Origin of the sequence: Pollutimonas thiosulfatoxidans, from assembly GCF_004022565.1 — a bacterium.
Taxonomy (GTDB): Bacteria; Pseudomonadota; Gammaproteobacteria; order Burkholderiales; family Burkholderiaceae_B; genus Pusillimonas_D; species Pusillimonas_D thiosulfatoxidans.
Window position 1 is genome coordinate 1,246,455 of the sequence record NZ_CP022987.1, and the last position, 23,112, is coordinate 1,269,566.

The 23,112-nt window shown below is 60.8% G+C and carries 22 protein-coding genes; 3 read left to right on the forward strand and 19 right to left on the reverse strand.

Annotated features, from left to right (window positions below; all coding sequences use genetic code 11):
• Positions 1–35: 35 nt before the first annotated feature.
• From rnhB to rpsB, 15 genes are all read right to left on the reverse strand, one after another.
• A complete protein-coding gene (gene rnhB / locus CKA81_RS06030) occupies positions 36–641 on the reverse strand; it encodes a ribonuclease HII (protein ID WP_128354486.1) in 606 nt (201 codons plus the stop codon).
• Positions 631–1,845 (reverse strand): lipid-A-disaccharide synthase, encoded by a 1,215-nt coding sequence (lpxB, locus tag CKA81_RS06035; protein WP_128354487.1) that lies wholly within the window; start codon positions 1,843–1,845, stop codon positions 631–633. The genes rnhB and lpxB overlap by 11 nt, the downstream gene beginning before the upstream one ends.
• Positions 1,842–2,636 (reverse strand): acyl-ACP--UDP-N-acetylglucosamine O-acyltransferase, encoded by a 795-nt coding sequence (lpxA, locus tag CKA81_RS06040; protein ID WP_128354488.1) that lies wholly within the window; start codon positions 2,634–2,636, stop codon positions 1,842–1,844. The genes lpxB and lpxA overlap by 4 nt, the downstream gene beginning before the upstream one ends.
• Before the next feature lie 3 nt (positions 2,637–2,639).
• Entirely contained in the window at positions 2,640–3,092 is a 453-nt protein-coding gene (fabZ, locus tag CKA81_RS06045) for a 3-hydroxyacyl-ACP dehydratase FabZ (RefSeq protein ID WP_128354489.1), read from the reverse strand.
• 54 nt (positions 3,093–3,146) lie between these two features.
• The gene (gene lpxD, locus CKA81_RS06050; protein WP_128354490.1) at positions 3,147–4,232 is read right to left on the reverse strand and encodes a UDP-3-O-(3-hydroxymyristoyl)glucosamine N-acyltransferase; all 1,086 of its coding nucleotides are present in this window, start codon (positions 4,230–4,232) and stop codon (positions 3,147–3,149) included.
• Between the two features lie 6 nt (positions 4,233–4,238).
• Positions 4,239–4,796 carry an OmpH family outer membrane protein gene (locus CKA81_RS06055; RefSeq protein ID WP_128354491.1) on the reverse strand — a complete coding sequence of 186 codons (558 nt, stop codon included), beginning with the start codon at positions 4,794–4,796 and terminating at the stop codon, positions 4,239–4,241.
• Positions 4,797–4,857: 61 nt separating this feature from the next.
• Positions 4,858–7,200, reverse strand: a complete 2,343-nt coding sequence (bamA, locus tag CKA81_RS06060; protein ID WP_128354492.1) for an outer membrane protein assembly factor BamA — start codon at positions 7,198–7,200, stop codon at positions 4,858–4,860.
• Positions 7,201–7,253: 53 nt separating this feature from the next.
• Positions 7,254–8,588 carry an RIP metalloprotease RseP gene (rseP, locus tag CKA81_RS06065; protein WP_128354493.1) on the reverse strand — a complete coding sequence of 445 codons (1,335 nt, stop codon included), beginning with the start codon at positions 8,586–8,588 and terminating at the stop codon, positions 7,254–7,256.
• Positions 8,589–8,611: 23 nt separating this feature from the next.
• Positions 8,612–9,817 carry a 1-deoxy-D-xylulose-5-phosphate reductoisomerase gene (dxr, locus tag CKA81_RS06070; RefSeq protein ID WP_164878450.1) on the reverse strand — a complete coding sequence of 402 codons (1,206 nt, stop codon included), beginning with the start codon at positions 9,815–9,817 and terminating at the stop codon, positions 8,612–8,614.
• A 5-nt stretch (positions 9,818–9,822) separates the two neighbouring features.
• Positions 9,823–10,683, reverse strand: a complete 861-nt coding sequence (locus CKA81_RS06075) for a phosphatidate cytidylyltransferase (RefSeq protein WP_128354495.1) — start codon at positions 10,681–10,683, stop codon at positions 9,823–9,825.
• 14 nt (positions 10,684–10,697) lie between these two features.
• Positions 10,698–11,456, reverse strand: coding sequence for a polyprenyl diphosphate synthase (uppS, locus tag CKA81_RS06080; protein ID WP_128354496.1), 759 nt, complete (start codon positions 11,454–11,456; stop codon positions 10,698–10,700).
• 27 nt (positions 11,457–11,483) lie between these two features.
• Positions 11,484–12,044 (reverse strand): ribosome recycling factor, encoded by a 561-nt coding sequence (gene frr / locus CKA81_RS06085; protein ID WP_128354497.1) that lies wholly within the window; start codon positions 12,042–12,044, stop codon positions 11,484–11,486.
• Positions 12,045–12,057: 13 nt separating this feature from the next.
• Complete coding sequence (gene pyrH, locus CKA81_RS06090; protein WP_128354498.1) at positions 12,058–12,774, reverse strand: UMP kinase; 717 nt, start codon at positions 12,772–12,774, stop codon at positions 12,058–12,060.
• A gap of 93 nt (positions 12,775–12,867) precedes the next feature.
• Complete coding sequence (gene tsf / locus CKA81_RS06095; RefSeq protein ID WP_128354499.1) at positions 12,868–13,746, reverse strand: translation elongation factor Ts; 879 nt, start codon at positions 13,744–13,746, stop codon at positions 12,868–12,870.
• 118 nt (positions 13,747–13,864) lie between these two features.
• Positions 13,865–14,611: a 30S ribosomal protein S2 gene (rpsB, locus tag CKA81_RS06100; protein WP_128356620.1), complete on the reverse strand. Its 747-nt coding sequence runs from the start codon at positions 14,609–14,611 to the stop codon at positions 13,865–13,867.
• 209 nt (positions 14,612–14,820) lie between these two features.
• Here rpsB and map point away from each other — a divergent pair, with 209 nt between their 5' ends.
• The 3 genes from map to CKA81_RS06115 are packed head-to-tail and all read left to right on the forward strand — an operon-like array spanning position 14,821 to position 18,702.
• On the forward strand, positions 14,821–15,627 hold the full coding sequence (map, locus tag CKA81_RS06105; protein ID WP_128354500.1) for a type I methionyl aminopeptidase: 807 nt from the start codon (positions 14,821–14,823) through the stop codon (positions 15,625–15,627).
• A 19-nt stretch (positions 15,628–15,646) separates the two neighbouring features.
• On the forward strand, positions 15,647–18,223 hold the full coding sequence (locus CKA81_RS06110) for a [protein-PII] uridylyltransferase (RefSeq protein ID WP_128354501.1): 2,577 nt from the start codon (positions 15,647–15,649) through the stop codon (positions 18,221–18,223).
• Positions 18,220–18,702, forward strand: a complete 483-nt coding sequence (locus CKA81_RS06115) for a disulfide bond formation protein B (protein ID WP_128354502.1) — start codon at positions 18,220–18,222, stop codon at positions 18,700–18,702. Before CKA81_RS06110 ends, CKA81_RS06115 begins: the two co-directional genes overlap by 4 nt.
• A gap of 31 nt (positions 18,703–18,733) precedes the next feature.
• Here the strand turns inward: CKA81_RS06115 and purF are convergent, their stop codons facing one another.
• The 4 genes from purF to folC are packed head-to-tail and all read right to left on the reverse strand — an operon-like array spanning position 18,734 to position 23,053.
• Positions 18,734–20,233, reverse strand: coding sequence for an amidophosphoribosyltransferase (gene purF, locus CKA81_RS06120; protein WP_128354503.1), 1,500 nt, complete (start codon positions 20,231–20,233; stop codon positions 18,734–18,736).
• 21 nt (positions 20,234–20,254) lie between these two features.
• Entirely contained in the window at positions 20,255–20,743 is a 489-nt protein-coding gene (locus tag CKA81_RS06125; protein ID WP_128354504.1) for a CvpA family protein, read from the reverse strand.
• Complete coding sequence (locus CKA81_RS06130) at positions 20,740–21,591, reverse strand: SPOR domain-containing protein (protein WP_128354505.1); 852 nt, start codon at positions 21,589–21,591, stop codon at positions 20,740–20,742. The genes CKA81_RS06125 and CKA81_RS06130 overlap by 4 nt, the downstream gene beginning before the upstream one ends.
• A gap of 49 nt (positions 21,592–21,640) precedes the next feature.
• Entirely contained in the window at positions 21,641–23,053 is a 1,413-nt protein-coding gene (gene folC / locus CKA81_RS06135) for a bifunctional tetrahydrofolate synthase/dihydrofolate synthase (RefSeq protein WP_128354506.1), read from the reverse strand.
• Between the last annotated feature and the right edge of the window lie 59 nt (positions 23,054–23,112).

A 23,112-nucleotide genomic window follows, 5' to 3' on the forward strand; every position in this document is an offset into this window, starting at 1 on the left:
CAGCATACCCGACGCCGAAGGGCTCAGGCACAGCCCTACAGGCCCAGCATGCGCCGCACGGGCGCGAAGCTGCGTCGGTGCGCCGGGCACGGACCGTGGGTGTCCAGCATGGTCAGGTGCAGGCTGGTCCCATAACCCTTATGTTGATCGAAGGCATAGGCGGGATAGGCATCGTGCAGGATCAGGCAATCGGCATCGCGGGCCGTCTTGGCCAGGATAGAGGCAGCCGATATCGCTTCCACCAGGGCGTCGCCGCCTATGACTGCTTCAGTCAGGCAGGACAAGCCTCGCGGCATGCAATTGCCATCGATCAAGGCCCTGTCCGGCTGCATGCTCAAACCTTCACAGGCGCGACGCATCGCCAGCATGGTGGCCTGCAGGATGTTCAGTTCGTCGATCTCTTGAACCGTGGCACTGGCTATGCTCCATGCCAATGCCTGTTCGCGGATCTGCATGCTCAATTCCTCGCGGCGCGAGGCTGTGAGTTTTTTGGAATCGTCCAGCCCTTCGATGGGTCGGGACGGGTCCAGGATGACGGCAGCGGCAAAGACCGGGCCGGCCAGCGGGCCACGGCCTGCCTCGTCGATGCCGGCCACACGCAGGCCCGAGAAGTCGCCAAGGCTGAACAGATCAGGCTGCATGGCCAAGCTGCTCGATGATGGCGCGGGTTGCCAGCGCGGGGGTATCGCGATGCAGGCTTTGATGTATGTCGGTAAAGCGGGCCAGCAACTGCTCGACATAAGCCTGGTCCGTCAGGGCCTTCCAGGTGGCTTGTGCTAACGCTTGCGGGCTGGCCTCGTCCTGAAGCAGCTCGGGCACGACGAAGTCGCGTGCCAGCACGTTGGGAAGACCGACCCAGGGCACATAGGGCCGGGCCTGGCCAGATTTCCATTCCATCATGCGTTTCATCATGGGCGAGAGCACGTAAGAGATCACCATGGGCCGCTTGAACAGGGCGGCTTCCAGCGTGGCGGTGCCACTGGCCACCAGCACGGCGTCAGCCGCTTCCATCGCGTTCCATGCGGCCGGGCGGCTATCGTAGGCTGCCTGATTGGTCGGCACGTCGGCAGCGATCGCCGATGGCTTTTCTATGATACGGCAGTTCAGCACCGGAAACTGCGCCAGCAAGGATTCGAATTCTTTCCGACGCTCAGTGTTGACCATGGGCACCACGACCTGCAAGGCGGGGTCTTGCCGCTGCAGGATTTGCACAGCCTGCAGGAAGCGCGGTGCGAGCCACTTGATCTCGGAGGCCCGGCTGCCCGGCATCAGGGCCAGCACGCGCGCATCCGGGGCTATGCCCAGGTAGCGCCGCGCCGCCGCTCTGTCGGGCGCCATCGGGATGACCTCCGCCAGCGGGTGTCCCACATAAGTAACCGGAACGCCCTCTTTCTTATAGAGTTCTTCTTCAAACGGAAACAGCACCAGCATGTGGGATACGGATTCGCGTATCTTGTGGATGCGCTCATAGCGCCAGGCCCAGATCGAGGGTCCCACAAAATGTACCGTTGGCACGCCAGCCTGCTTAAGCTGATGTTCAAGGCGTAGATTGAAGTCAGGGGCGTCGATGCCCACGAACACATCCGGCTTGTTGGCCAGCCAGCGTTTCTTGACATCGAAATAGGTGTTCAACAGGCTGGGCAGTCGCTTGAAGGCATCGACGTAGCCAAAGACCGACAAGGCGTTCATGGGATGCCACATGTCGAAGCCCTGCGCCTGCATGGCGGGCCCGCCTATGCCTTCGCTGCGCTGCTGCGGATCATGGCGTGCAATGCCGCCCAGTACACGCGCCGCCAGCAAGTCGCCCGAAGGTTCGCCCGCGACCATGCCGACGTGCAGCGTCATAGCCGTGCAATGCCCCGGCTGGAGCCAGTCAAGAAATCAATCATCACCTGGACTGCCTCGCGCGCTTCGGGACGCTCGTCCTGCAGATTGCGCATTTGTTCGCAGGCCTCTTCCACCTTCAGGTTGCGTCTATACAGCAACTTGTAGGCTTCCTTCAGGGCCGCTATGGCCTCGGGCGTATAGCCGCGCCGCCCCAATCCTTCCGAATTGACGCCCACCGGCCTGAAGGGGTCGCCTGCCCCGATAAGGTAGGGAGGGATGTCCTGACGTATGGAACTGGTGCCGCCTATCATGGCGTGGGCGCCGATACGTACAAACTGGTGGACCGCTGAAAGGCCACCCAGAATTGCCCAATCGCCAATGTGGATATGGCCGGCCAGCTGGACGCCATTGGCGATCACGGTGTGGCTGCCGATTTGGCAATCGTGCGCCACATGCACATAGGCCATGATCCAGTTGTCGTCGCCCAACCGCGTTACGCCAACGTCTTGCGCGGTGCCGGTATTAAGCGTGACGAACTCGCGCACCATGTTGCCATCGCCGATCTCCAGGCGGGTGGGCTCACCATTGTATTTCTTGTCTTGCGGGATGCCGCCTATGGAGCAGTGACGGTAAAACGTATTCTTGCGGCCGATAGTGGTGTGCCCATCTATGACGCAATGCGGTCCCACGACCGAACCCGCAGCGATGCTGACATGCTCGCCTATGATGCTGTAGGGTCCCACGGAGACATCGTCGGCAAGCTGCGCGCCGGGCGCAACGATTGCCGTCGGGTGTATCAATCCAGCCATGTTCTAGTCTTCCAGTACACGGATCGCGCACATCAGCTTGGCTTCGGCCGCCACCTGTCCGTCCACTGACGCCTGGGCGGTGTACTTGCAAATAGAGCGGCTGATGCGATCGGCGGTAACTTCCAGGCGCAGCTGATCGCCCGGCAAGACCGGCCGCCGAAAGCGCGCGCCGTCTACGCCCACGAGGTAGTAGGCGATCTTCTTGTCGGCGGGGTTGACGCCGCTATCGTCCTCGAACGAAAACAAGGCAGCCGCTTGCGCCAGCGCTTCGATGATCAATACGCCGGGCATGACAGGGTGATGGGGAAAGTGCCCCTGAAAAAAGGGCTCGTTCATCGACACATTCTTGATGGCCACGATGCTTTTGCCCGGAACCATCTCAAGCACGCGATCGACCAGCAGCATCGGCGGGCGATGCGGCAGTCGGTCCATGATTTGTTTAATGTCGAGTTCCATCTTGATATCCTGCATACAGGTGCCCAGCGGCACAAAGGTTAGTGTTGTTAAACGTTATTTTTCGAGCGCACGCAGTCGGCGTCGCAACTGCGCCAACTGCGATACCACGGCTGCATTACGTTGCCATTGAACGTGTTCGGCGTAAGGGTACACGCCAGTGTAGCGGCCCGGCTTGGCGATGCTGGAGGTGATCGCCGTGCCGCCTGAAACGTGCACGTCGTCGGCCAGCGTCAGGTGTCCGGACAGCATGGCGGCGCCACCTATGGTGCATCGCCGTCCTATTACGGTTGATCCGGCCACGCCCACGCACGCGGCCATCGCGGTGTGTTCGCCTATGCGCACGTTGTGCGCGATCATGATCTGGTTGTCCAATTTGACGCCATCGGCCAGCACGGTGTCTTCGAGCGCCCCACGATCCACAGTGGTGTTGGCGCCGATCTCGACATCGTTGCCGATCTGCACGCCGCCCAACTGGGCAATCTTGGCCCAGGCGCCAGGTTGGCTGTGGGGGTCGGGCGCAAAGCCAAAACCATCGGCGCCCAGCACGCAGCCCGAGTGCAGGATGGCGCGGTCCCCCACCCTGACATGGTGATACAGCGTCACCCGGGCATGCAACAGGCAATCCGCGCCCAACACCGAATTGGCGCCGACCACGCAGCCCGGGCCCAGGCGGCTACCGCGACCTATGGTCACCCCGTCCTCGACGACGCAATGGGGACCTATGCTGACCCCCTCGGCGATGCGAGCCGTGGGCGCGATGACTGCAGTGGAATGCACACCGCCTTCCAGTTGCGCGATCCGATGGCGGTCGAACCACTGCGCCAGCAAGGCATACATCAGGTAGGGCTGACTACACAGCACCACCCGGTACGAATAGCTGTCCGCCGGCAGGCTTTCGAATACTTGCGGCGTCATGATGACCGCAGCCGCCTGGCAAGCCGGCAACTGATCTTGCAACTTGGGATTGGACAGAAAACTGATCTCGGACGGCCCCGCCGAAAGCAAGGAACCCAAGCCTTGTATCCGCGGCTCGGGTTCGTGCTTGATGTGTGCCGGTTTGCAGTCCAGGCCGATGGTGTTGGCGCTGTCTAGTAGCTCTTGCAAGGTAGGCGCCTGTTCGGGCGCAAGCAATACCGGCATTTTCCTTTAGCCGCCGAGCGCTTTCATGACCTGATCGGTAATGTCGACTTTGGGGCTGACAGTGACGGCGTCCTGAATGATCAAGTCGTAGCCTTGCTGTTCGGCAATTGTCTTGATGGCAGCGTCGGCTTTCTCGACGATGCCCGAGAACTCTTCATTGCGACGGCGATTGAAGTCTTCCTGGAATTCGCGGCGCTTGCGTTGCAGGTCGGAATCCAGGTCGGCCAACTGGCGTTGACGCTTGATGCGCTCGGATTCGGAGAGCACCGGTGCGTCTTTGTCGAACTTTTGCGCTTCGCTACGCAGGCGATTGGCCAGGTTTTGAAGCTCGTCGTCGCGTTTCTTGAACTCGGCCTCAATCTTGGTTTGGGCCGCCTTGGCGGGCTTGGAATCGCGCAATATGCGTTCCGTGCTGACGAAGCCTATTTTGGTGCCTTGAGCATAGGTCGCAGGTGCTGCCACCATGGCAGTGGCGCCCAACGCAGCAGCCAGCACCAGGGCGCGATTGCCCCGTACAAGGCGCTGGGACAAGGCATTAAGGGATAAAACGAATTTAGACTTCATGGAAAATCTACCTTGCAAATTGCACAGATAAAACAGTTATTGTGCCACTAAACGGCATACATCAGAAACCGGTGCCGATCTGGAATTGGAAGGCTTGTTTGTCGTCGCCTTCCTTGGCATTAAGAGCACGGCCAAAGGACAATTGCAGCGGTCCCATGGGCGATTGCCACGACAGGCCCACACCGGCCGAGAACTTCCAGCCGCAAGGGTCTACAGAGTGGTTATTTATACCACCCGTGCAAGCACCCCCACTGGTGTTGGCAATCTGGCCCGCGTCGGTGAACAGGAACCAGCGCAGCGTACGATCGCGCGAGGCGCCCGGGAAGGGCAGGTACAGCTGAATATTACCAACAATACGGCGTGATCCGCCCAGGTAGTCGTTAGTAAGCGTATCGCGCGGTCCGAGCGATGCGCCCTCGTAGCCACGCACCGAACCGATACCACCGCCGTACACGTTCTTGATGACGGGGAAGCTCTTGCTACCGTAGGTCTTGCCCCAGTCGACCATACCATTGAAGGCGACCGTATAGGCGCGGCCCAGCGGCAAATAATACTGCTGCTGCGCGCTTAGCATGTAATAGCGCAGATCCATGGTGGACAGATCGCCCGACAACCTTGTGTAGCTGCCTTCGGTAGGCGCGATGGCGCTGTCGCGCGTGTCTTTGGACCAACCCAGGTTGAAGATGACCGAATTGGTCGCTTCGCCATACTCGGTAACGAAATCCTGGTAGGCCTGTGGCGTGTACTGAGGACTGAGTTCGCTAAGCTTGTTGTGCTCGAAGCTGACGCCGGTGAAGACACGATCGAACTCGGAAATCGGCACGCCGAAGTTCAAGCCGCCGCCAAAAGCCGTTACGCGGTAATCACCAAACGAATCGCGACTGTCGTAGGGCGTGGTGCGACGATAGTAGATGGACGTGGTCTTGCTGATGCCGTCCTTGGTCCAGTATGGGTCGGTGTGCGAAATAATGGCCGCACGGTTGGTCTTGCTGGTGTTGACCTGTAGCGACAACGTGTTGCCGCTACCAAAAATGTTGTCCTGGCTGATGCCGGCCGACAAGATGAGCTTGTCGGTGGAACCGTAGCCCACGCCCAGGTTGATCAGGCCGGTGGGTTTTTCCTTCACGTCGACATTGACGTCGACCTGGTCGGGCGAGCCGGCAACCGGCGTGGTGTGCACATTGACGTCGTTGAAGTAGCCCAGGCGATCGACGCGGTCGCGCGACGACTTGATGTTGCCGGCGTCGTACCAGGCGGCTTCCTGCTGGCGCATTTCGCGCCGGATGACTTCGTCGCGGGTGCGGGTGTTGCCGCCGATCTGGATCCGGCGCACATAGACTCGGCGGCCCGGATCGACATAAAAGGTAAGGTCGGTTTCGTGCGCGTCGCGATCGAGCACGGGATTGGGATTGACGTTGGCAAACGCGTAGCCCAAGGTACCCAGGTAATCGGTAATGGCCTTGACCGTGGCGTTGGTCTTGGAAGCCGAGAAGGTTTCGCCTTCTTTGACTTCGACCAGGGGCTGGATTTTGTCGTCCAGACCGAGCAGGTCGCCGGCCAGCTTGACGCTGCGCACGTTGTAGGGCTCGCCTTCGTGCAAGGTAAGCGTGACGAAGATATCTTGACGGTCGGGCGAGATCGAAACCTGCGGCGGCTCGGCCGAATATTCCAGATAGCCGCGATCGAGATAGAAGGAGCGTATTCGCTCGACATCGCCCTCGAGCTTCTCGCGCGAATATTTATCCGTGCCGGTGTACCAGGTCATGATGCCGGAGGTGGTGAGCTCCATTTCATCCAGCAAGGTGCCTTGGGAGAAATCTTCGTTGCCGACGATACGAATGTCGCTGATCTTGGCCAGGTCGCCTTCGAAGATATCGAAGCTGACACCAACCCGATTGCGCGGCAGTGGCGTGATGATGGGGTTGATCTCGACCCCGTACTTGCCTTTGGACAGATACTGCTGCTTCAGTTCGAACTCGGCGCGTTCCAGCATGGAACGGTCGAAAACCCGGCCTTGCCCGAAACCGACCTGCCCCAGCGATTTGATGATTTCTTTCGAGTCGAACTCGCGCATGCCGTTGAAGCTGACCGACGCAATCGTGGGTCGCTCTTGTACGGTAACCACCAGCACGTCGTTGACGCTGTCGATCTTGACGTCGCTGAAGAAGCCCGTGGCGTACAAGCGCTGAATCGCCTCGGCGGCCTGAGCATCGGTGAACTGTTCGCCTACCTTGACGGGCAGATACGTAAAGATCGTGCCGGCATCGACACGCTCTATGCCATTGACCTGGATGTCACGTACCACGAAGGGGGTGAAAGCGTTCGCGAAACTGGGCGCCAGCAACAAGGCAACCAATACGGGCAGCACTCGTTTGGCAAAAGGGAATTTCCGGCTAGACGACATCCTGGAGGATCCTTGGGCGATTTAATGGTGGAAGATTGTAAGGCACAACGCTTCTAACTGAAAAGACGCGAAAAATCATTGAAAAAGGCCAGGCTCATTAGCGCGGCTAGCAAGCCCAAGCCTACGCGATGGCCGGTTTCCAACCATTTGTCGGGTACCGGCTTGCCGCGAACGGCTTCCAGTGCGTAGTACATGAGATGGCCACCGTCGAGCATAGGAATCGGCAACAAATTTAACACGCCGATACTAACACTGATTAGTGCCAGAAACCCTATGTAGGCAGCCATGCCGATGCGCGCGGTCTGTCCGGCGTAATCCGCAATGGTCACAGGCCCACTGACATTGCGCAGCGAAACATCGCCTGTGATCATGCGCCCCATCATCTTCAGGGATAGCCAGACTGTATCGACGGTGCGGCTGATGCCGCGGCCCATGCTGTCCAGCGGCCCATAGCGCACCGTTACCATGGGAAAGTCCGCGCCCAGCATCACGCCTATGCGTCCTGCTTGCGAGCCGTCTTCCATGGTGTGGCTTTGCGGCGTGATGTTCAGCGTTAGCGGTGTACCGTCTCGCAATATGGTCAAGGACAGCGTTTGTTCGGCGTGCTGTTGCACCGCCTGGACAACCTCGGCCGCGTCCGGATCTTGCAATTGCCCGATGCTGACGATGACGTCGCCCTCGCGCAGGCCCGCCTGCTGACCCGCACTTCCTTCATTAACGGCATTGACCTTCGGCCGCGGTGTCGCCAATGCCAGGCCAACTTCCGTCATGGGATCAACGCCATCGGGCTCTATGGCTCCGGCCGTCAGATGCAACAGCCGCTCGCGTTGCGCGCCTTCGGAGGTTTGCACTTGCAGCTCAACGCGACCACCACCGGTCACGGCGTCGGTCAGTTGCCAACGCGCCTCACCCCAGGATTGCACCGCCCGACCATTGACGGCCGTGATGCGATCCCCCGCCTGAACGCCTGCCATGGCGGCGGCGGTATCGGCTTGCGGGGCAGCCAGCACAGGCGCGGGCTCGTTGGTGCCCGCCAGATTCAGGAACGTATAGAGAACCGCCGCCAGCAATAGGTTCGCTACCGGCCCTGCCACCACAATGGCGCTGCGCTGCGCGAGGCTTTTGCTGTTGAACGCTTGCGCGGCCTCTTGCGCCGTGGCGCCCGGGCCCGGCTCATCCATCATCTTCACATAGCCGCCCAGCGGGATGGCCGACACCGCCCACTCGGTACCATGGCGGTCCGTGCGGCGCGCCAGCACGCGACCGAAGCCCACTGAAAAGCGCAATACGCGCACGCCGCAGCGCCGCGCCACCCAGTAATGGCCCAGCTCGTGGAAAGTAATCAGGACGCCAAGCGCGACCGCGAAGGCTAATAAGGTAAACAGCATGGATATCCTGGGTAACGGCGGGGTCAGGCCTTCTGGAGGCAGAGTTCGGCAGCTATGCGGCGTGAACGGGCATCGAGTGCCAGTACATCGTCCAGTGAATCGAGGCCGGTACTGGGCATGCCGGTGATGCGATCCAGGCAAGCTTCGATAACCCCGGCGATTTCAGTATAGCGAATGCGGCTGTTCAAGAAGCAGTCGACGGCAATTTCGTTGGCGGCGTTCAAGGCTACACAAGCGGCCTGCCCAGTGGCCAGCGCATCGAATGACAGTCGCAGGCAGGGAAAGCGGTCGAAGTTGGGCTCTTCGAAGTCCAGGCGACCCAAAGCAGTCAAGGCCAACAGGCCCACACCGCTGTCAATGCGCTCGGGAAAGCCCAAGCCATAGGCAATCGGTGTGCGCATGTCGGGCTGGCCCAACTGAGCCAATATGGACCCGTCTTCGTACTCCACCATCGAGTGCACCATGCTTTGCGGATGGATAACGACCTGGATGCGATCCACGGGCATGGCAAACAGCCAATGCGCTTCAATGACCTCCAGGCCCTTGTTAAGCATGGTGGCCGAGTCCACGGAGATCTTGCGGCCCATGGTCCAGTTGGGGTGGGCGCAAGCCTGGTCGGGGGTCACGCTGGCCAGTTGATCGAGAGCGGTGGTGCGGAAAGGTCCGCCCGAGGCCGTCAACAGCAGCCGGCGTACACCGCGCGCGGGTTGCGTGGGCGCGGTAGCCCTGCCCGACTGCGGCATGCATTGAAATATGGCGTTGTGTTCGCTGTCTATGGGCAGCAACTCGGCGCCGCAGTCGCGCACCGTACGCATGAACAAGCTGCCTGCTGCAACCAGGGCTTCTTTGTTGGCCAGCAATACCCGCTTGCCGGCGGCAGCGGCGGCGAGTGCCGACGGCAGCCCGGCTGCGCCGACGATGGCCGCCATGACGGTGGTCACTTCGGCCTCGGCAACCGTATCGCACAGGGCTTGCTGCCCTATTCGGATTTCCGGTACAGGATGCTGGCCGGCCGGCCAGGCGTGCAGAAAGCGCTTGCGCGCGGCCTCATCGGGCACGATGACAACGCGGGCCCCCGTGGCGCTGGCCTGTGCCGCCAACTGCTCGATACGGCTATGCGCGCTGAGCGCATAAATGGAGAGGGTTTCGGGGTGTCGGGCAATGACATCCAGGGTATTGACGCCGATGGAGCCGGTAGAACCCAGGACACATATGCGTTGCTGCAACATCTTGCTCATAGTGTGGTCCCGGTCAGCAGCAAGGCCAGGGGTGCGACGGGTAGCAAGGCATCGATGCGGTCATACACGCCACCATGGCCGGGAAGCAACTGGCTGGAATCTTTCACGCCGGCACGCCGCTTCAGCAAGGACTCGAACAAATCACCCACGATGGACAAGGAGGCAAGGAATATAGCGATCAACACGACCAGCCATACCGGCCAGCGCTCTGCAAGTACCGCGCCGAAACTTCCGGGCCACAACGTGGTTAGCAAAACCCAGATGGTGGCTGCGGCAACGCCGCCAGCGGCGCCTTCCCAGGTTTTCCCGGGGCTGACGCGCGGAGCCAGCTTGCGGCGGCCCAAGGCCTTGCCGGTGAAGTAAGCGGCGATATCGGCAAACCAGATGAGTGCCAGCAGCGACACCAGGAACCATGCGCCGCGCAGCATATACATCTGGACGCTGGCGCCCCACACCGCTACCACGGCCAATACGCCGAACACGCTCAACCATACCTGGCCGCTGCGCTGCTGCGCCTGACCGCGGACCACCATGGCCGTGCCGACAACGATCCAGACCAGGGTAACCAGCGGCAAGAGCCATAGATTCAGATGCGCCTGCATCAGGCTGCTCCAGGCTACCGGCGTGGCGGCAAGCCAGGCATTGCCCAGCCACAGCAGTCCCAGCCCCACCACGGCGGCAATGATGCCGGCGGCTTTCGAGACGCAATTGGGCAGCGTCAGGCGCAGCCACTCCCAGAGGGTGCATGCCGCGATCAGCGACAGCAACGCAACCAGTGGCCACGCGGTCGGGGCGAGCAGCGTACCGAGAAGCACGGCAAGCATGATGATCGCCGTAATGACGCGCTGCTTCAGCATAGGCCCTCCGATGTCTAGTTCTTTCCAGCCACCTGGGCGCTGGTGCGCCCGAAGCGGCGCTCGCGTGTTCTGTACCATTCGAAGGCGGCGTCGAGTTCTTTGGCGCCAAAGTCCGGCCAGTAGTCTTGCGAAAAATACAGTTCAGTATAGGCCAGTTGCCAGACCAGGAAATTCGAGATGCGCTGCTCACCGCCAGTGCGGATGAACAGGTCGGGCTCGGGGGCATAAGCCATCGACAGATAATCGGCCAGCAAGGTTTCGTCGATGCTTTCCGGATCCGTGGCCAGGTCGGGCCGCTCGCGCAGCAGTCGACGCATGGCCTGCAGGATATCCCAGCGACCACCATAATTGGCAGCGATAGTCAGATGCAGCGCCGTATTGTGTTCGGTGCGCTGTTCAGCCTTGCGGATAAGCTCGCGCAACTTGGGTTCGAACGGTGACAGATCGCCCACAATGCGCAGGCGCACGCCCTGCTCTTCCAGCTTGGTGACCTCTTTTTCGAGGGTCTGGATAAACAGACGCATCAACAACGACACTTCGTCAGGCGGACGACGCCAGTTCTCGGAACTGAAGGCAAACAGCGTGAGGTATTCCACCCCACGCCTGCCGCAGGCCTCGACCGCCCGGCGAACCGCCTGCACCCCGCGCACATGGCCGGCAGTTCTGGGCAAGAAGCGCCGAGTTGCCCAACGTCCGTTCCCGTCCATGATGACGGCGATATGGCGTGGCGTATCAGTGCTCGTAGGCACCGCCAGGGTGGAGCTGACAGGCATGTTGTGAAGGTCCGTGGCGAAGCATGACTATACCGTCATGATCTCCGCTTCTTTCTGCGTGACAAGTTTGTCGATTTCGGCCACATGCTTGTCGGTGAGCTTTTGCACCTCTTCCTGCATGCGACGCTCGTCGTCCTCGGAGATTTCCTTGTCCTTGACCAGCTTCTTGAGCGTATCGTTGGAGTCGCGGCGCAGATTGCGCACGGCGATCTTTGCGTCTTCGCCTTCGGTGCGCACGACCTTGGTCAGATCGCGGCGACGTTCTTCGGTAAGAGCCGGCATGGGAACACGGATGCTGTCGCCCATGGAGATGGGGTTCAGGCCCAGGTCGGACTCGCGGATGGCTTTTTCGACCGGGCCCGCCATGTTTTTCTCCCAGACCTGCACATTGATGGTGCGTGCGTCCATGAGATTGACATTGGCGACCTGGCTGACCGGCACGGGCGAGCCATAGTATTCGACCATGACATGGTCCAGTATGCCTGCATGCGCACGACCGGTCCGGATCTTGGACAAGTTGACCTTGAGCGTTTCGATGGACTTGCCCATGCGGGTTTCGGCCGACTTCCTGACCTCTGAAAGACTCATGATGATTCCTTTATCAAACGTGTACCAGTGTGCCTTCGTCTTCACCGCTCACGGCACGCTTGAGCGCACCGGGCTTGTTGATGGAAAAAACCTTGATGGGCAGTTTCTGATCGCGGCACAGCGCAAATGCCGTGGCGTCCATGACTTCCAGCCGGCGCACGATGGCTTCGTCGAAACTGATGCGCGAATAACGGGTGGCACCGGGATCTTTATTGGGGTCGGCGCTGTAGATGCCATCGACCTTGGTTGCCTTCAAGACGATTTCAGCACCGATTTCAGCACCGCGCAACGCGGCGGCCGTATCGGTTGTAAAGAAAGGGTTGCCTGTGCCGGCGGCAAATACCACTACCTTGCCCTCTTCGAGGTAGCGCAAGGCCTTGGGGCGGATGTAGGGCTCGACCACCTGGTCGATGTTCAGGGCGGACTGCACGCGAGTGTCGATGCCGCGGTGCTTGAGCGCGTCTTGCAGCGCCAGAGCGTTCATGACGGTAGCCATCATGCCCATGTAGTCGGCGGTGGCACGGTCCATGCCCTGGGCGCCGGGCGCCACGCCCCGAAAAATATTGCCGCCACCGATCACGATGGCCAGTTCGACGCCCAGGGCGGCGACCTCGGCGATTTCTTCGGTCATGCGCAAGATGGTTGATCGATTGATCCCAAAGGCGTCCTCTCCCATCAGCGCTTCGCCGGACAGTTTGAGGAGAACACGCTTATACGATCGGGTGGTCATAGGTAGTATCCCAGGTAATCAATCCAACGGAAGTGTATGCCAGAGTCGAGCCTGCGTGATCACGCAGGCTCGATTTTGTTGCTGGAACAGTGATCAGGCGTTGCCAGCGGCAGCCGCGGCGACTTCTGCGGCAAAGTCTTCCGACTTCTTCTCGAGGCCTTCGCCTACGACATAGAGTGCGAAGCGCGAGATGGTGGCGCTTTTCTCTTTGAGCATCTGCTCGACGGTTTGCTTGTCGTTCTTGACGAACGGCTGGGACAGCAGGGTGACTTCCTTGAGGAACTTCTGGACAGAACCTTCGACCATCTTGCTGACGATCTCGGCGGGCTTTCCGGATTCGGCAGCCTTTTGTTCGGCGACCGAACGCTCTGCAGCGATATCGGCTGCGGCAACACCGCTGGCGTCCAGCGCCTTGGGCTTGGTGGCAGCAATATGCATGGCCAGATCCTTGCCGGCTTCATCGGGGCCGGAGAAGTCGACCAACACACCGATCTTGCCGCCATGCACGTAGCTGGCCAGCTTGTTCTCGGTCTCGAAGCGTTCGAAGCGGCGCACAGCGACGTTCTCGCCGATCTTTCCGACCAGCGCAGCGCGGGTGGTTTCAACCGTGCCTTCACCGAAAGCCAAGGCGTTCAGCGCTGCCACGTCGGCGGGGTTCTTGTCGGCAACCAGTTCGGCCAGCTTGGCCACGAAGTCGATGAAATCGTCGTTCTTGGCGACAAAGTCGGTTTCGCAGTTGATTTCGATTACGGCGCCATGCTTGCTGTCGGCGGCGATGTGCAGCCCGATCAGGCCTTCGGCGGTGACGCGGCTGGCTGCCTTGCTGGCCTTGCTGCCCAGCTTGACGCGGAGAATCTCTTCAGCGCGAGCCAGATCGCCGTCCGCCTCGGTGAGCGCCTTCTTGCACTCCATCATGGGGGCGTCGGTTTTCTCGCGCAGTTCTTTAACCATGGATGCGGTAATTTGGGCCACTATTTTCTCCAGTTCATTAAAACGCGCCCCGGTCTTACCGGGGCAGTGCGAACGCAATGACGGGCCACCATGGGATGACCATGGCGGCCCCGGCCCGGACTATGCCGGGCGCATAGGCTTATTCGCGCTCTTCTTCGACCTCGACGAACTCTTCGCCTTCGGTGATTTCTTCAACCAGACCGTTCAGGTTCTGTTCGCGGCCTTCCAGCACGGCGTCGGCCATGCCACGGGCATACAAGGCAATGGCCTTGGCCGAGTCGTCGTTACCGGGAATGATGTGTTCCACGCCGTCGGGCGAGTGGTTGGTGTCGACAACCGCGACGACTGGAATACCCAGCGTACGAGCTTCGGCGATGGCAATCTTGTGGTAGCCAACGTCGATGACGAACAGGGCGTCAGGCAAGGTGTTCATGTCTTTGATGCCACCGATAGCCTTGTTGAGCTTTTCGAGTTCGCGATCAAACATGAGCGCTTCTTTTTTGCTCATGCGCTCGGTGGCGCCGTCGGCGATCTGCGCTTCCATTTCTTTCAGGCGCTTGACCGAAGTCTTGACCGTTTTGAAGTTGGTCATCATGCCACCCAGCCAACGGCTGTCTACGTAAGGCATGCCGCAACGTGCAGCTTCGGCGGCCACGAGTTCGCGGGCAGCGCGCTTGGTGCCGACAAACAACACGCTGCCGCCACGTGCGGCGATCTGGCGCACGAACTTGGCTGCTTCCTGGAATTTAACGACCGTCTGTTCGAGGTTGACGATGTGGATCTTGTTACGCTGACCAAAGATGAACGGCGCCATCTTGGGGTTCCAGTAACGGGTCTGGTGGCCAAAGTGCACACCGGCTTCTAGCATTTCGCGCATTAACGACATCATATTCTCCAAGGGTTTGGTCTTGTGGCCGGTTTGTATTCTGGCTGCTAACCCCTGCATGCTGGCCCGTGGGCCAAACAAGTACACTAGTGGCTAGTCGCATCAAAACACCCTTCTGTTACCGGGCACGCGATTTTTTTCGCTTTCCTAAAGGAATTTTAAGAAAGCCTATAATTCTACTATTTTTAGCCGACCAAATTCAAGTTACCATGAGTAGTCTCGTTACCGACCCCGCCGATCTCGACAAAATGCGCGCCGCTTGCCAAGCTGCAGCCTCCACCCTGGACTTCCTGGCGCCTCACGTAAAAGCGGGAATCACCACAGGCGAGCTCGACCGGCTTTGCCTTGAATTCATCACCGATGAGCTCAAGGTCGAGTCCGCCACCGTCGGTTATGCGCCTCCTGGGTATACGCCTTTTCCCGCGTCCATCTGCACGTCGGTCAATCATGTGATCTGCCATGGCATTCCCGGCGAGAAAGTCCTGAAAAACGGCGACATCATGAATATCGACGTTACGGTCATCAAGGATGGCTGGTTTGGCGACACCAGCCGCATGTACTACATCGGTGAGCCATCGATACTTGCCAGGCGTCTTACCGAAACCACGTACGAATGCATGTGGCTGGGCATCGAGCAAGTGCGCCCGGGCGGTTCGCTGGGCGACATCGGGCATGCCATCCAGCAGCACGCCGAAAAGCAGGGCTTCTCCGTTGTGCGCGAGTACTGCGGCCATGGCGTGGGACGCAAATTCCATCAAGACCCGCAGGTGCTGCATTACGGCAAGCCGGGTACCGGCGTGAAACTGCAGCCGGGCATGATCTTCACGATCGAACCCATGATCAACGCCGGGCGCAAAGATATCCGCACCCTGGCAGACGGCTGGACGGTCGTAACGCGCGATCACAGCTTGTCGGCACAATGGGAGCACAGTGTCCTGGTCACCGACACGGGCTACGAGATCCTGACCGTGTCCCCCGACATGCCGGCGCCGCCGCCCTTCGTCGCGGCAGCCTGATGCCCTGACGGGACAGCTTATGAACGCGCAATCCCTTAGCCTGGTGCGCGATCAGCTTGCTGTCCGCCGCGCCGAAGCCATACAGGCGTTTCGCGAGCAACGTCGCCCCGACACCCTCCTGGCCGCCTTGCGACGCAACGCCGACCAGGCCCTGCGCGAACTGGTTCGCCTGCACCCCCTGCCCGTGGGGGCCGTCCTGGTTGCCGTGGGCGGCTATGGTCGCGGCGAACTCTATCCGCATTCCGACGTCGACGTACTGATCCTGCTGCGCCAGCCGCCCACACAGGACGATACCAATGCGATAGAGGCGCTGGTCGCCGCCATGTGGGACTTGGGCATAGAGCCCGGCCATAGCGTACGGACGCTGGAAGACTGCCAACGCGAAGCCGCCAACGACATCACCGTTGAAACCGCCTTGATGGAAGCACGCTGGCTGGTGGGCAGCCGCAACCTGTTTCAGACCTTGCGCACCACCATGCTGGAGCAGCTCGATCCTCAGGCTTTTTTCCAGGCCAAGCGGGCCGAGATGCAGCAGCGCCATGCACGCCATCACGACACCCCGTACTCGCTGGAGCCCAATTGCAAGGAGGCCCCGGGCGGCCTGCGCGACTTGCAGGTGGTGATGTGGATGGCACAGGCTGCCGGACTGGGCCATAGCTGGCGCGAAATTGCCCGCAGCGACCTGCTGACAGCGGCAGAGTTCCGGGCATTGCGCCGGGCCGAGCAAGCCTTCAAGCGCCTGCGCATCGAGCTGCACCTGCTGGCGGGCAGACGTGAAGATCGCGTGCTGTTCGATCTGCAGCCGGCCCTGGCCGCGGTGTACGGATTCGAGGCCACACGCACCCGGCGCCCCAGCGAAATCCTGATGCAGCGCTATTACTGGGCCGCACGCGTGGTCAGTCAGCTGAACATCATTTTGATGCAAAGCCTCGAAGAGAAACTGTTTCCGTTGCCCAACGAGCAGGCAAGCATCATCGATGACGACTTCTTCATGATACGGGGCCGCCTGGGCATACGGCGTGAAGACGGCTTCGAGCGCAACCCGGCACTGATCTTCCGGGCCTTTCTGGTGATGCAGGAAAGGCCTGAGATCACCGGCATGGCGGCGCCCATGCAGCGCGCGATGTGGCATGCGCGTCGCAGCATCGACGCGCAATTTCGGCGCAACCCGGTCAATCGGCGTCAGTTCCTGCAGATTTTGCAGCAGCCTCGCGGCGTGGTCCATGCGTTGCGGCACATGACCATGCTGAACATTCTGCCCCGCTATCTTCCGGTATTTCGGCGCATAGTCGGACAGATGCAGCATGACCTGTTTCATGCCTATACGGTCGACCAGCACATTCTGATGGTGGTGCGCAACCTGCGCCGGTTCACCATGCCCGAACACGCGCAAGAGTACCCGCTGGCCAGCCAGTTGATCGCCGATTTCGACCGTCACTGGCTGCTCTACGTGGCCGCGCTGTTCCATGACATCGCCAAAGGCCGGGGCGGCGATCATTCCGAACTGGGCGCCGTGGACGCACGCCGCTTCTGCAACGAACATGGCATAGACGGCGACGACAAGGCTTTGGTGGAGTTCCTGGTGCGCGAGCATCTGACCATGTCTCTTGTGGCCCAGAAGCGCGACCTGAGCGATCCCGGCGTGGTCCACGACTTTGCCGAGCGCGTAGGCACCGAGCGCCGCCTGACCGCGCTGTATTTGCTGACGGTCGCCGACATACGCGGGACCAGCCCCAAAGTATGGAACTCCTGGAAAGGCAAGCTGCTGGAAGACCTGTTCCGCCAAACCATAGAGGCGCTGGGCGGCGCCCAGCCGGACGCGGGCACGGTGCTCGCGCAGCGCAAGGAAGCCGCCGCCAACGAAATCCGCTTGATCGGCTTGCGCGACGAAAGCCGCGACAACTTCTGGAATCAACTGGACGTGGCCTACTTCCTGCGTCACGAGGCCAGCGAGATCGCGTGGCACACACGGCATCTGTACTATCGGGTCGACACGCCCGAGCCGGTGGTGAAGGCGCGTGTCGTCGGACAGAACGAGGCCCTGCAGGTCATGGTCTACACACCCGATCGTAAAGATTTGTTTGTAAGCATTTGCCGCTACTTCGACAGCCGAGCCTTAAGCGTACAAGACGCCCGCGTGCACACGACGCATCATGGCTGGGCGCTGGACAGCTTTATTGTCTTGCTGCCCGGGCAGGACAAGGACTACCGCTCGAATGCGACGCTGGTCGAACATGAGCTGTGTCGCGCACTGCTAAGCGCCGACGCTCCAGCGCCAGGAACCTTGCCGCGGCGCTCGGGTTCGCGTCGATCGCGTTTTTTTCCGATTATGCCGCATGTCGAATTGCAGCCCGACGAACGCAGCACCTCATGGCGCCTCTCTGTGACGGCAGCCGATCGCCCTGGCTTGCTCTACAACCTCGCACAGGTCTTTGCAGCGCACGGCATCAGCCTTAATATGGCCAAGATACTGACCTTGGGTGATCGCGTGGAAGACGTGTTCATTATCGAAGGCTCCGCACTCGGACACCCTCGCGCCCAGCTACAATTCGAGCGTAAGCTGCTAGCGACGCTCGAACTCGAAGGTTCTCCATGACAAGCTCAACCCGATTGCTCCATTTCATCGCCCTGCTTTGCATCACCGCGGTCGCGATCGCACTGGTGTCCCAGCACGTATTTGGGCTCCAGCCTTGCGCATGGTGCGTGCTGCAACGCCTGGTGTTCATACTGATCGCACTGCTATGTTGGGGCGGACTGCTGGCCGGGCGCGTCACCGCCCTGGCGCGCCGCGCAGCCGGTCTGCTGGTCACACTGCTTAGCGTCGGCGGCGCCATGGCGGCCTGGTATCAGTACACGGTGGCCGCCAAGATGTTTTCCTGCGACATGACCTTTGCCGACCGCTTCATGGTGGGCAGCGGGCTGGACGCCAATGTGCCCTGGCTCTTCGGCATATACGCGACCTGCATGGACGCAAGGGTCAACCTGCTGGGCGTCGAATATGCCTTGTGGTCACTGGGCTTGTTTGTGGTGATCGGCGTGCTGGGGCTAGTGCCGGCATTGCGGCGGCTGGGCTAAGGTCGGCCTTGGCCCAGCGCTATCTAAACGCCTACTCGTCGTTTTCGCGGGTCGCCATCTCGCCCGCCGGTGGGCGAACACCCCGTGTCTGGCTCAGTCGCTCAAGATAAGCCGCATCGATATCCCCGGTAACGTACCGGCCGTTGAAGCAGGACGACTCGAACTGCTTCATGGCGGGATTCAAATCGCGTATGGCTTGCTCCAGATCGTTGAGCTCTTGATAAACCAGGCCGTCTGCGCCGATTTCGCTTGCAATCTGCGCCGTGTCGCGGCCGTTGGCAATCAGTTCCGATTGGCTGGGCATATCGATGCCATACACATTGGGATAGCGGACAGCAGGCGCGGCTGAAGCAAAATAGACCTTGTTGGCACCTGCGGCCCGTGCCATATCGACAATTTCGCGGCTGGTTGTACCCCGGACGATGGAATCATCGACCAACAGCACGTTCTTGCCACGAAACTCCATCCCGATCGCACTCAGCTTCTGGCGCACCGATTTCTTGCGCACAGCCTGACCGGGCATGATGAAAGTCCGCCCGATGTAGCGGTTCTTGATGAAGCCTTCGCGGTAGCTGAGATCCAGCCTGGCCGCCAGTTGCATCGCCGATGGGCGTGAAGAATCGGGTATGGGCATGACGACGTCGATATCTCCCAAGCGCAGCGTCTTGGCCACGTTGTCACCCAGATATTCGCCCATGTTCAGGCGCGCGTCGTAGATCGACACCCCATCCATCAGCGAGTCGGGACGCGCAAAGTACACATACTCGAAAGCACAAGGCGTCAGGGACGGATTCTCAGCGCATTGACGACTGCTAAGCTTGCCGTCCAGGTCGATGAACAAGGCTTCGCCCGGCTCGACATCGCGCACCAGCGTGTAGCCGCAGCCGGTCAGGGCTACCGATTCGGACGCCACCATCCATTCGTCGCCCTTTTCGGTTTCCATGCGACCCAGGCACAGCGGCCGGATGCCATAGGGATCCCTAAAGGCCACCAGCCCATAGCTGGCAATTTGCGCAATGACCGCGTAGGCGCCCCTGGCGCGTCCATGCACCGCCGACACCGCGTTGAAAATGGCGTCCTCATCCAGCGAGCCGCCATTGGCCGCGATGTGCAGCTCGTGTGCAAACACATTGAGCAGGACTTCGGAATCGGAATTGGTGTTGATGTGGCGGCGGTCCACACGGAACAAGGCCTCGCGCAACTCGCGCCAGTTTGTCAGGTTGCCGTTATGGACGAAGGTGATGCCAAACGGCGCATTGACGTAGAACGGTTGCGCCTCGTCCACGCTGTCGCTGGATCCCGCCGTCGGATAGCGCACTTGCCCCAGCCCGCTGTTGCCGGGCAAGGACCGCATGTTGCGCGTACGAAAGACATCACGCACCAGGCCATGAGCCTTGTACATATTGAAAAATTGATCGTGCGACGTGGCGATCCCGGCCGCGTCCTGGCCGCGGTGCTGCAGCAACAGCAAGCTGTCATAAATCAGTTGGTTGACGGGGCCCGAGCCGGCCACCCCCACTATTCCGCACATGGTGATGTTCCTGTGTATCGATCAATAAGGTAACCATGCCGCCAGGGACGGCGGCAACAGCAGTTTGATGTGTTGTATGCCCTGCACTACGGGGCCGGACAAGCGGGCTTCCTGCCACCAGGGCTCGCGAGGCAACTCGGTATAGCCAGCCAGGGAAACCAGCACAACAACGAAGAGCGCTCCGCGCAGCAAGCCGAACACCGCGCCCAGTCCGTGATCGGCAGGCGTCAGGCCAGTTCGTTTGACCAGGCTGCCCAGCGTGACATTGACTAATCCCACCAATAGCAGCACAACGATGAAGACGGCCCCATAGGCTGCGGCCGTACGCAACAGCCCGTTGTCTATCCAGGCAGCCAGCCATACCGACACGATCGGCCCCCACCAGATCGCAGCCAGAAAGGCCACGACGTAAGCAATAAGGGATAAGACTTCCTTGATGAGCCCGCGCAGCAGGCCCAGCAATGCCGACACACAAAGTATGGCCAGCACAAGATAGTCGAAGCTGGTCACTTAGTGGAGATGAAACCGTTGTCGTAACCCAGGGCACGTAAACGAGCTTGCGCAGCTTGCGCCGCATCGCGTGTCGGGAAAGGCCCAACGCGCAAGCGATACGTGGGCTTGCCGCCCGAGACGGCTTCCTGGACATAGGCGTTGGTGACGCCGGCGCCTACCAGTCGATCGCGGCGGCTCTCGGCATCAGAGGCGGTGCCGTAAGCGGCGATCTGCAATATATAACTGCCCTTGTTTTCGGTGGCAGTTGCGGTCTGCGGCGGCAAGCGTCCTTCGAGCAGCGCGATGGCCACCGACCCGTCGTCAGTGCGGGTCTTGGCCGGCGCTTCAGCTTTGGCTTCGGTTTTGGTTTCGGGCTTGTCGGCCGGCTTGGCAGGCGGCGTGGGCTCGGGCTTGGACTCTTCGACTTGCGGCGCAGGCGTTTCGGTTGGCGCATCGGCGGTCGGGGTTTCGCCAGCTGCCGGGGCCGGGGCTGCGGCCGTTGCCTGGCCGTTTGCTGCATCAGTTGGCGGCGCCTCGGTCGCGGCGTCCGGCGTACCGTTCGAGGTGTCATCACCCGTCGTGGAGGCTGGAGGAGTAGCCGGTGCCATGGCGAGATTCTGGCTGGGTTCGGGCGGCACAATAGCCGGCACCACGACAGGCGCGCTGGCCTGCTGCGCAGGATCGGGCGAATCGAACAGCATGGGCACCACGATGACGGCAGCCAACACCAATGCCAGTGCACCGATCAGCCGACGCCGGGCACGCCCGCGCAATTCGGTGGCCTGGGCTTCACTGGAAAGCGAACTACGAGACGCCGAGCGGCGTCCGGATCCCGCTTCGGGTTCTTTACGAGAGAACAATCCCATGGAGCAAAAACCTATCTTGAAAACAAGCCGGCCATGAGGCTTGTTGGAACTATGTGGCCTTGCGTCCGAGATGATCCAGAATCGGACCGACGGTCGCAAACGATCCAAACACGAGAATTCTATCATTCTCGGTGGCCTGATTTTGCGCGGCAACAAACGCCAGCAACGGATCGTCATGAGTGGTAACGCTGACCGCTTCGGCGTTTACCGGGGCGACGGCAGCCGCACGCACACCGGGCTTGCCTGACGGCGCGGCGGGTTCTGGCACGCGCCGCGCTTCCGTGCTGGTTTCTTCCAGGGTGCTCCGCCCCGTGGTCGCGGCGACAGCCTGGCGAACAATGCCGGCCAGTTCGTTGGCAGGTGTACCGCGATGGCCGGGAAGGCCGGCGCAATACCAGCGGTCCACGCGCGTTGCCAGCCGGGCCACCACCCCCGCGATGTCTTTATCGTGCAGCATGCCCACCACCGCGTGGGTATGCGGGAAATAACCCATGCTGTCCAGGTTCTGGCCCAGGGCAGCGGCCGCATGGGGGTTGTGGGCCACGTCCAGAATAATGGTGGGTGTGCCTGGCAATATTTGCAGACGAGCGGGCAAGGCGACTTGCGACAAGCCTATGCGCACGGCCTGCTGCGGCACAATAAGCGTATTGCGCAGGGCCTCAAGGGCGGCGAGTGCGGCAGTGGCATTCAGCAACTGATTGGCGCCCCGCAATGACGGGTAAGCCAGGCCGCTGCGCCGCTGCGCCCGGCCGCCATAGGCCCACTGAAGGCGGTCGCCGGAGTAATTGAAATCTTTGCCGAAGCGCCACAGGTCGGCCCCGATCTGGCTGGCGTACTCGACGAGCGTGTCAGGCGGCACCGGGTCTGCGCATACGGCAGGCTTGCCGGAGCGGAAGATATGCGCCTTCTCCAGGCCGATCTTCTCGCGCGTATCGCCCAGGTATTCGGTGTGGTCGATGTCCACGCTGGTAATAATGGCGCAGTCGGTATCCACCAGATTGACAGCATCCAGCCGCCCGCCCAAGCCGACTTCAAGCACTGCGACATCCATGCTTTGGGCTTCGAACAGCAGCAGCGCGGCCAGGGTGGTGTACTCGAAGTACGTCAAGGTGGTGTCGCCACGCAACTGCTCTATCTTGTGCAACTGGGCCACGATCTGCTCGTCCGTGGCGAAATCGCCGTTCAGGCGTATGCGCTCGTTGAAGTCCACCAGGTGTGGCGAGGTATACAGGCCCACCTTGTAGCCTGCCGCCAGCAAGATCGCCTCCAGCATGGCGCAGGTGGAACCCTTGCCGTTGGTGCCGCCCACGGTGATCTTGACAAATGGCATGGTCATGCCAAGTTTGTCCGCCACAGTGCGTATCCGTTCCAGGCCCAGGTCAATGGACGTACGGTGCAGGGTTTCGAGGTAGTCCAGCCACTGCGGCAAAGTGGCGGATGCGCCAGGCGAAAGAGAAGTCATGAATAAATAGCGTCAAAAAACGTAGCGGCAGGTGCTGATGTTAGCACCTGCCGCTGGGC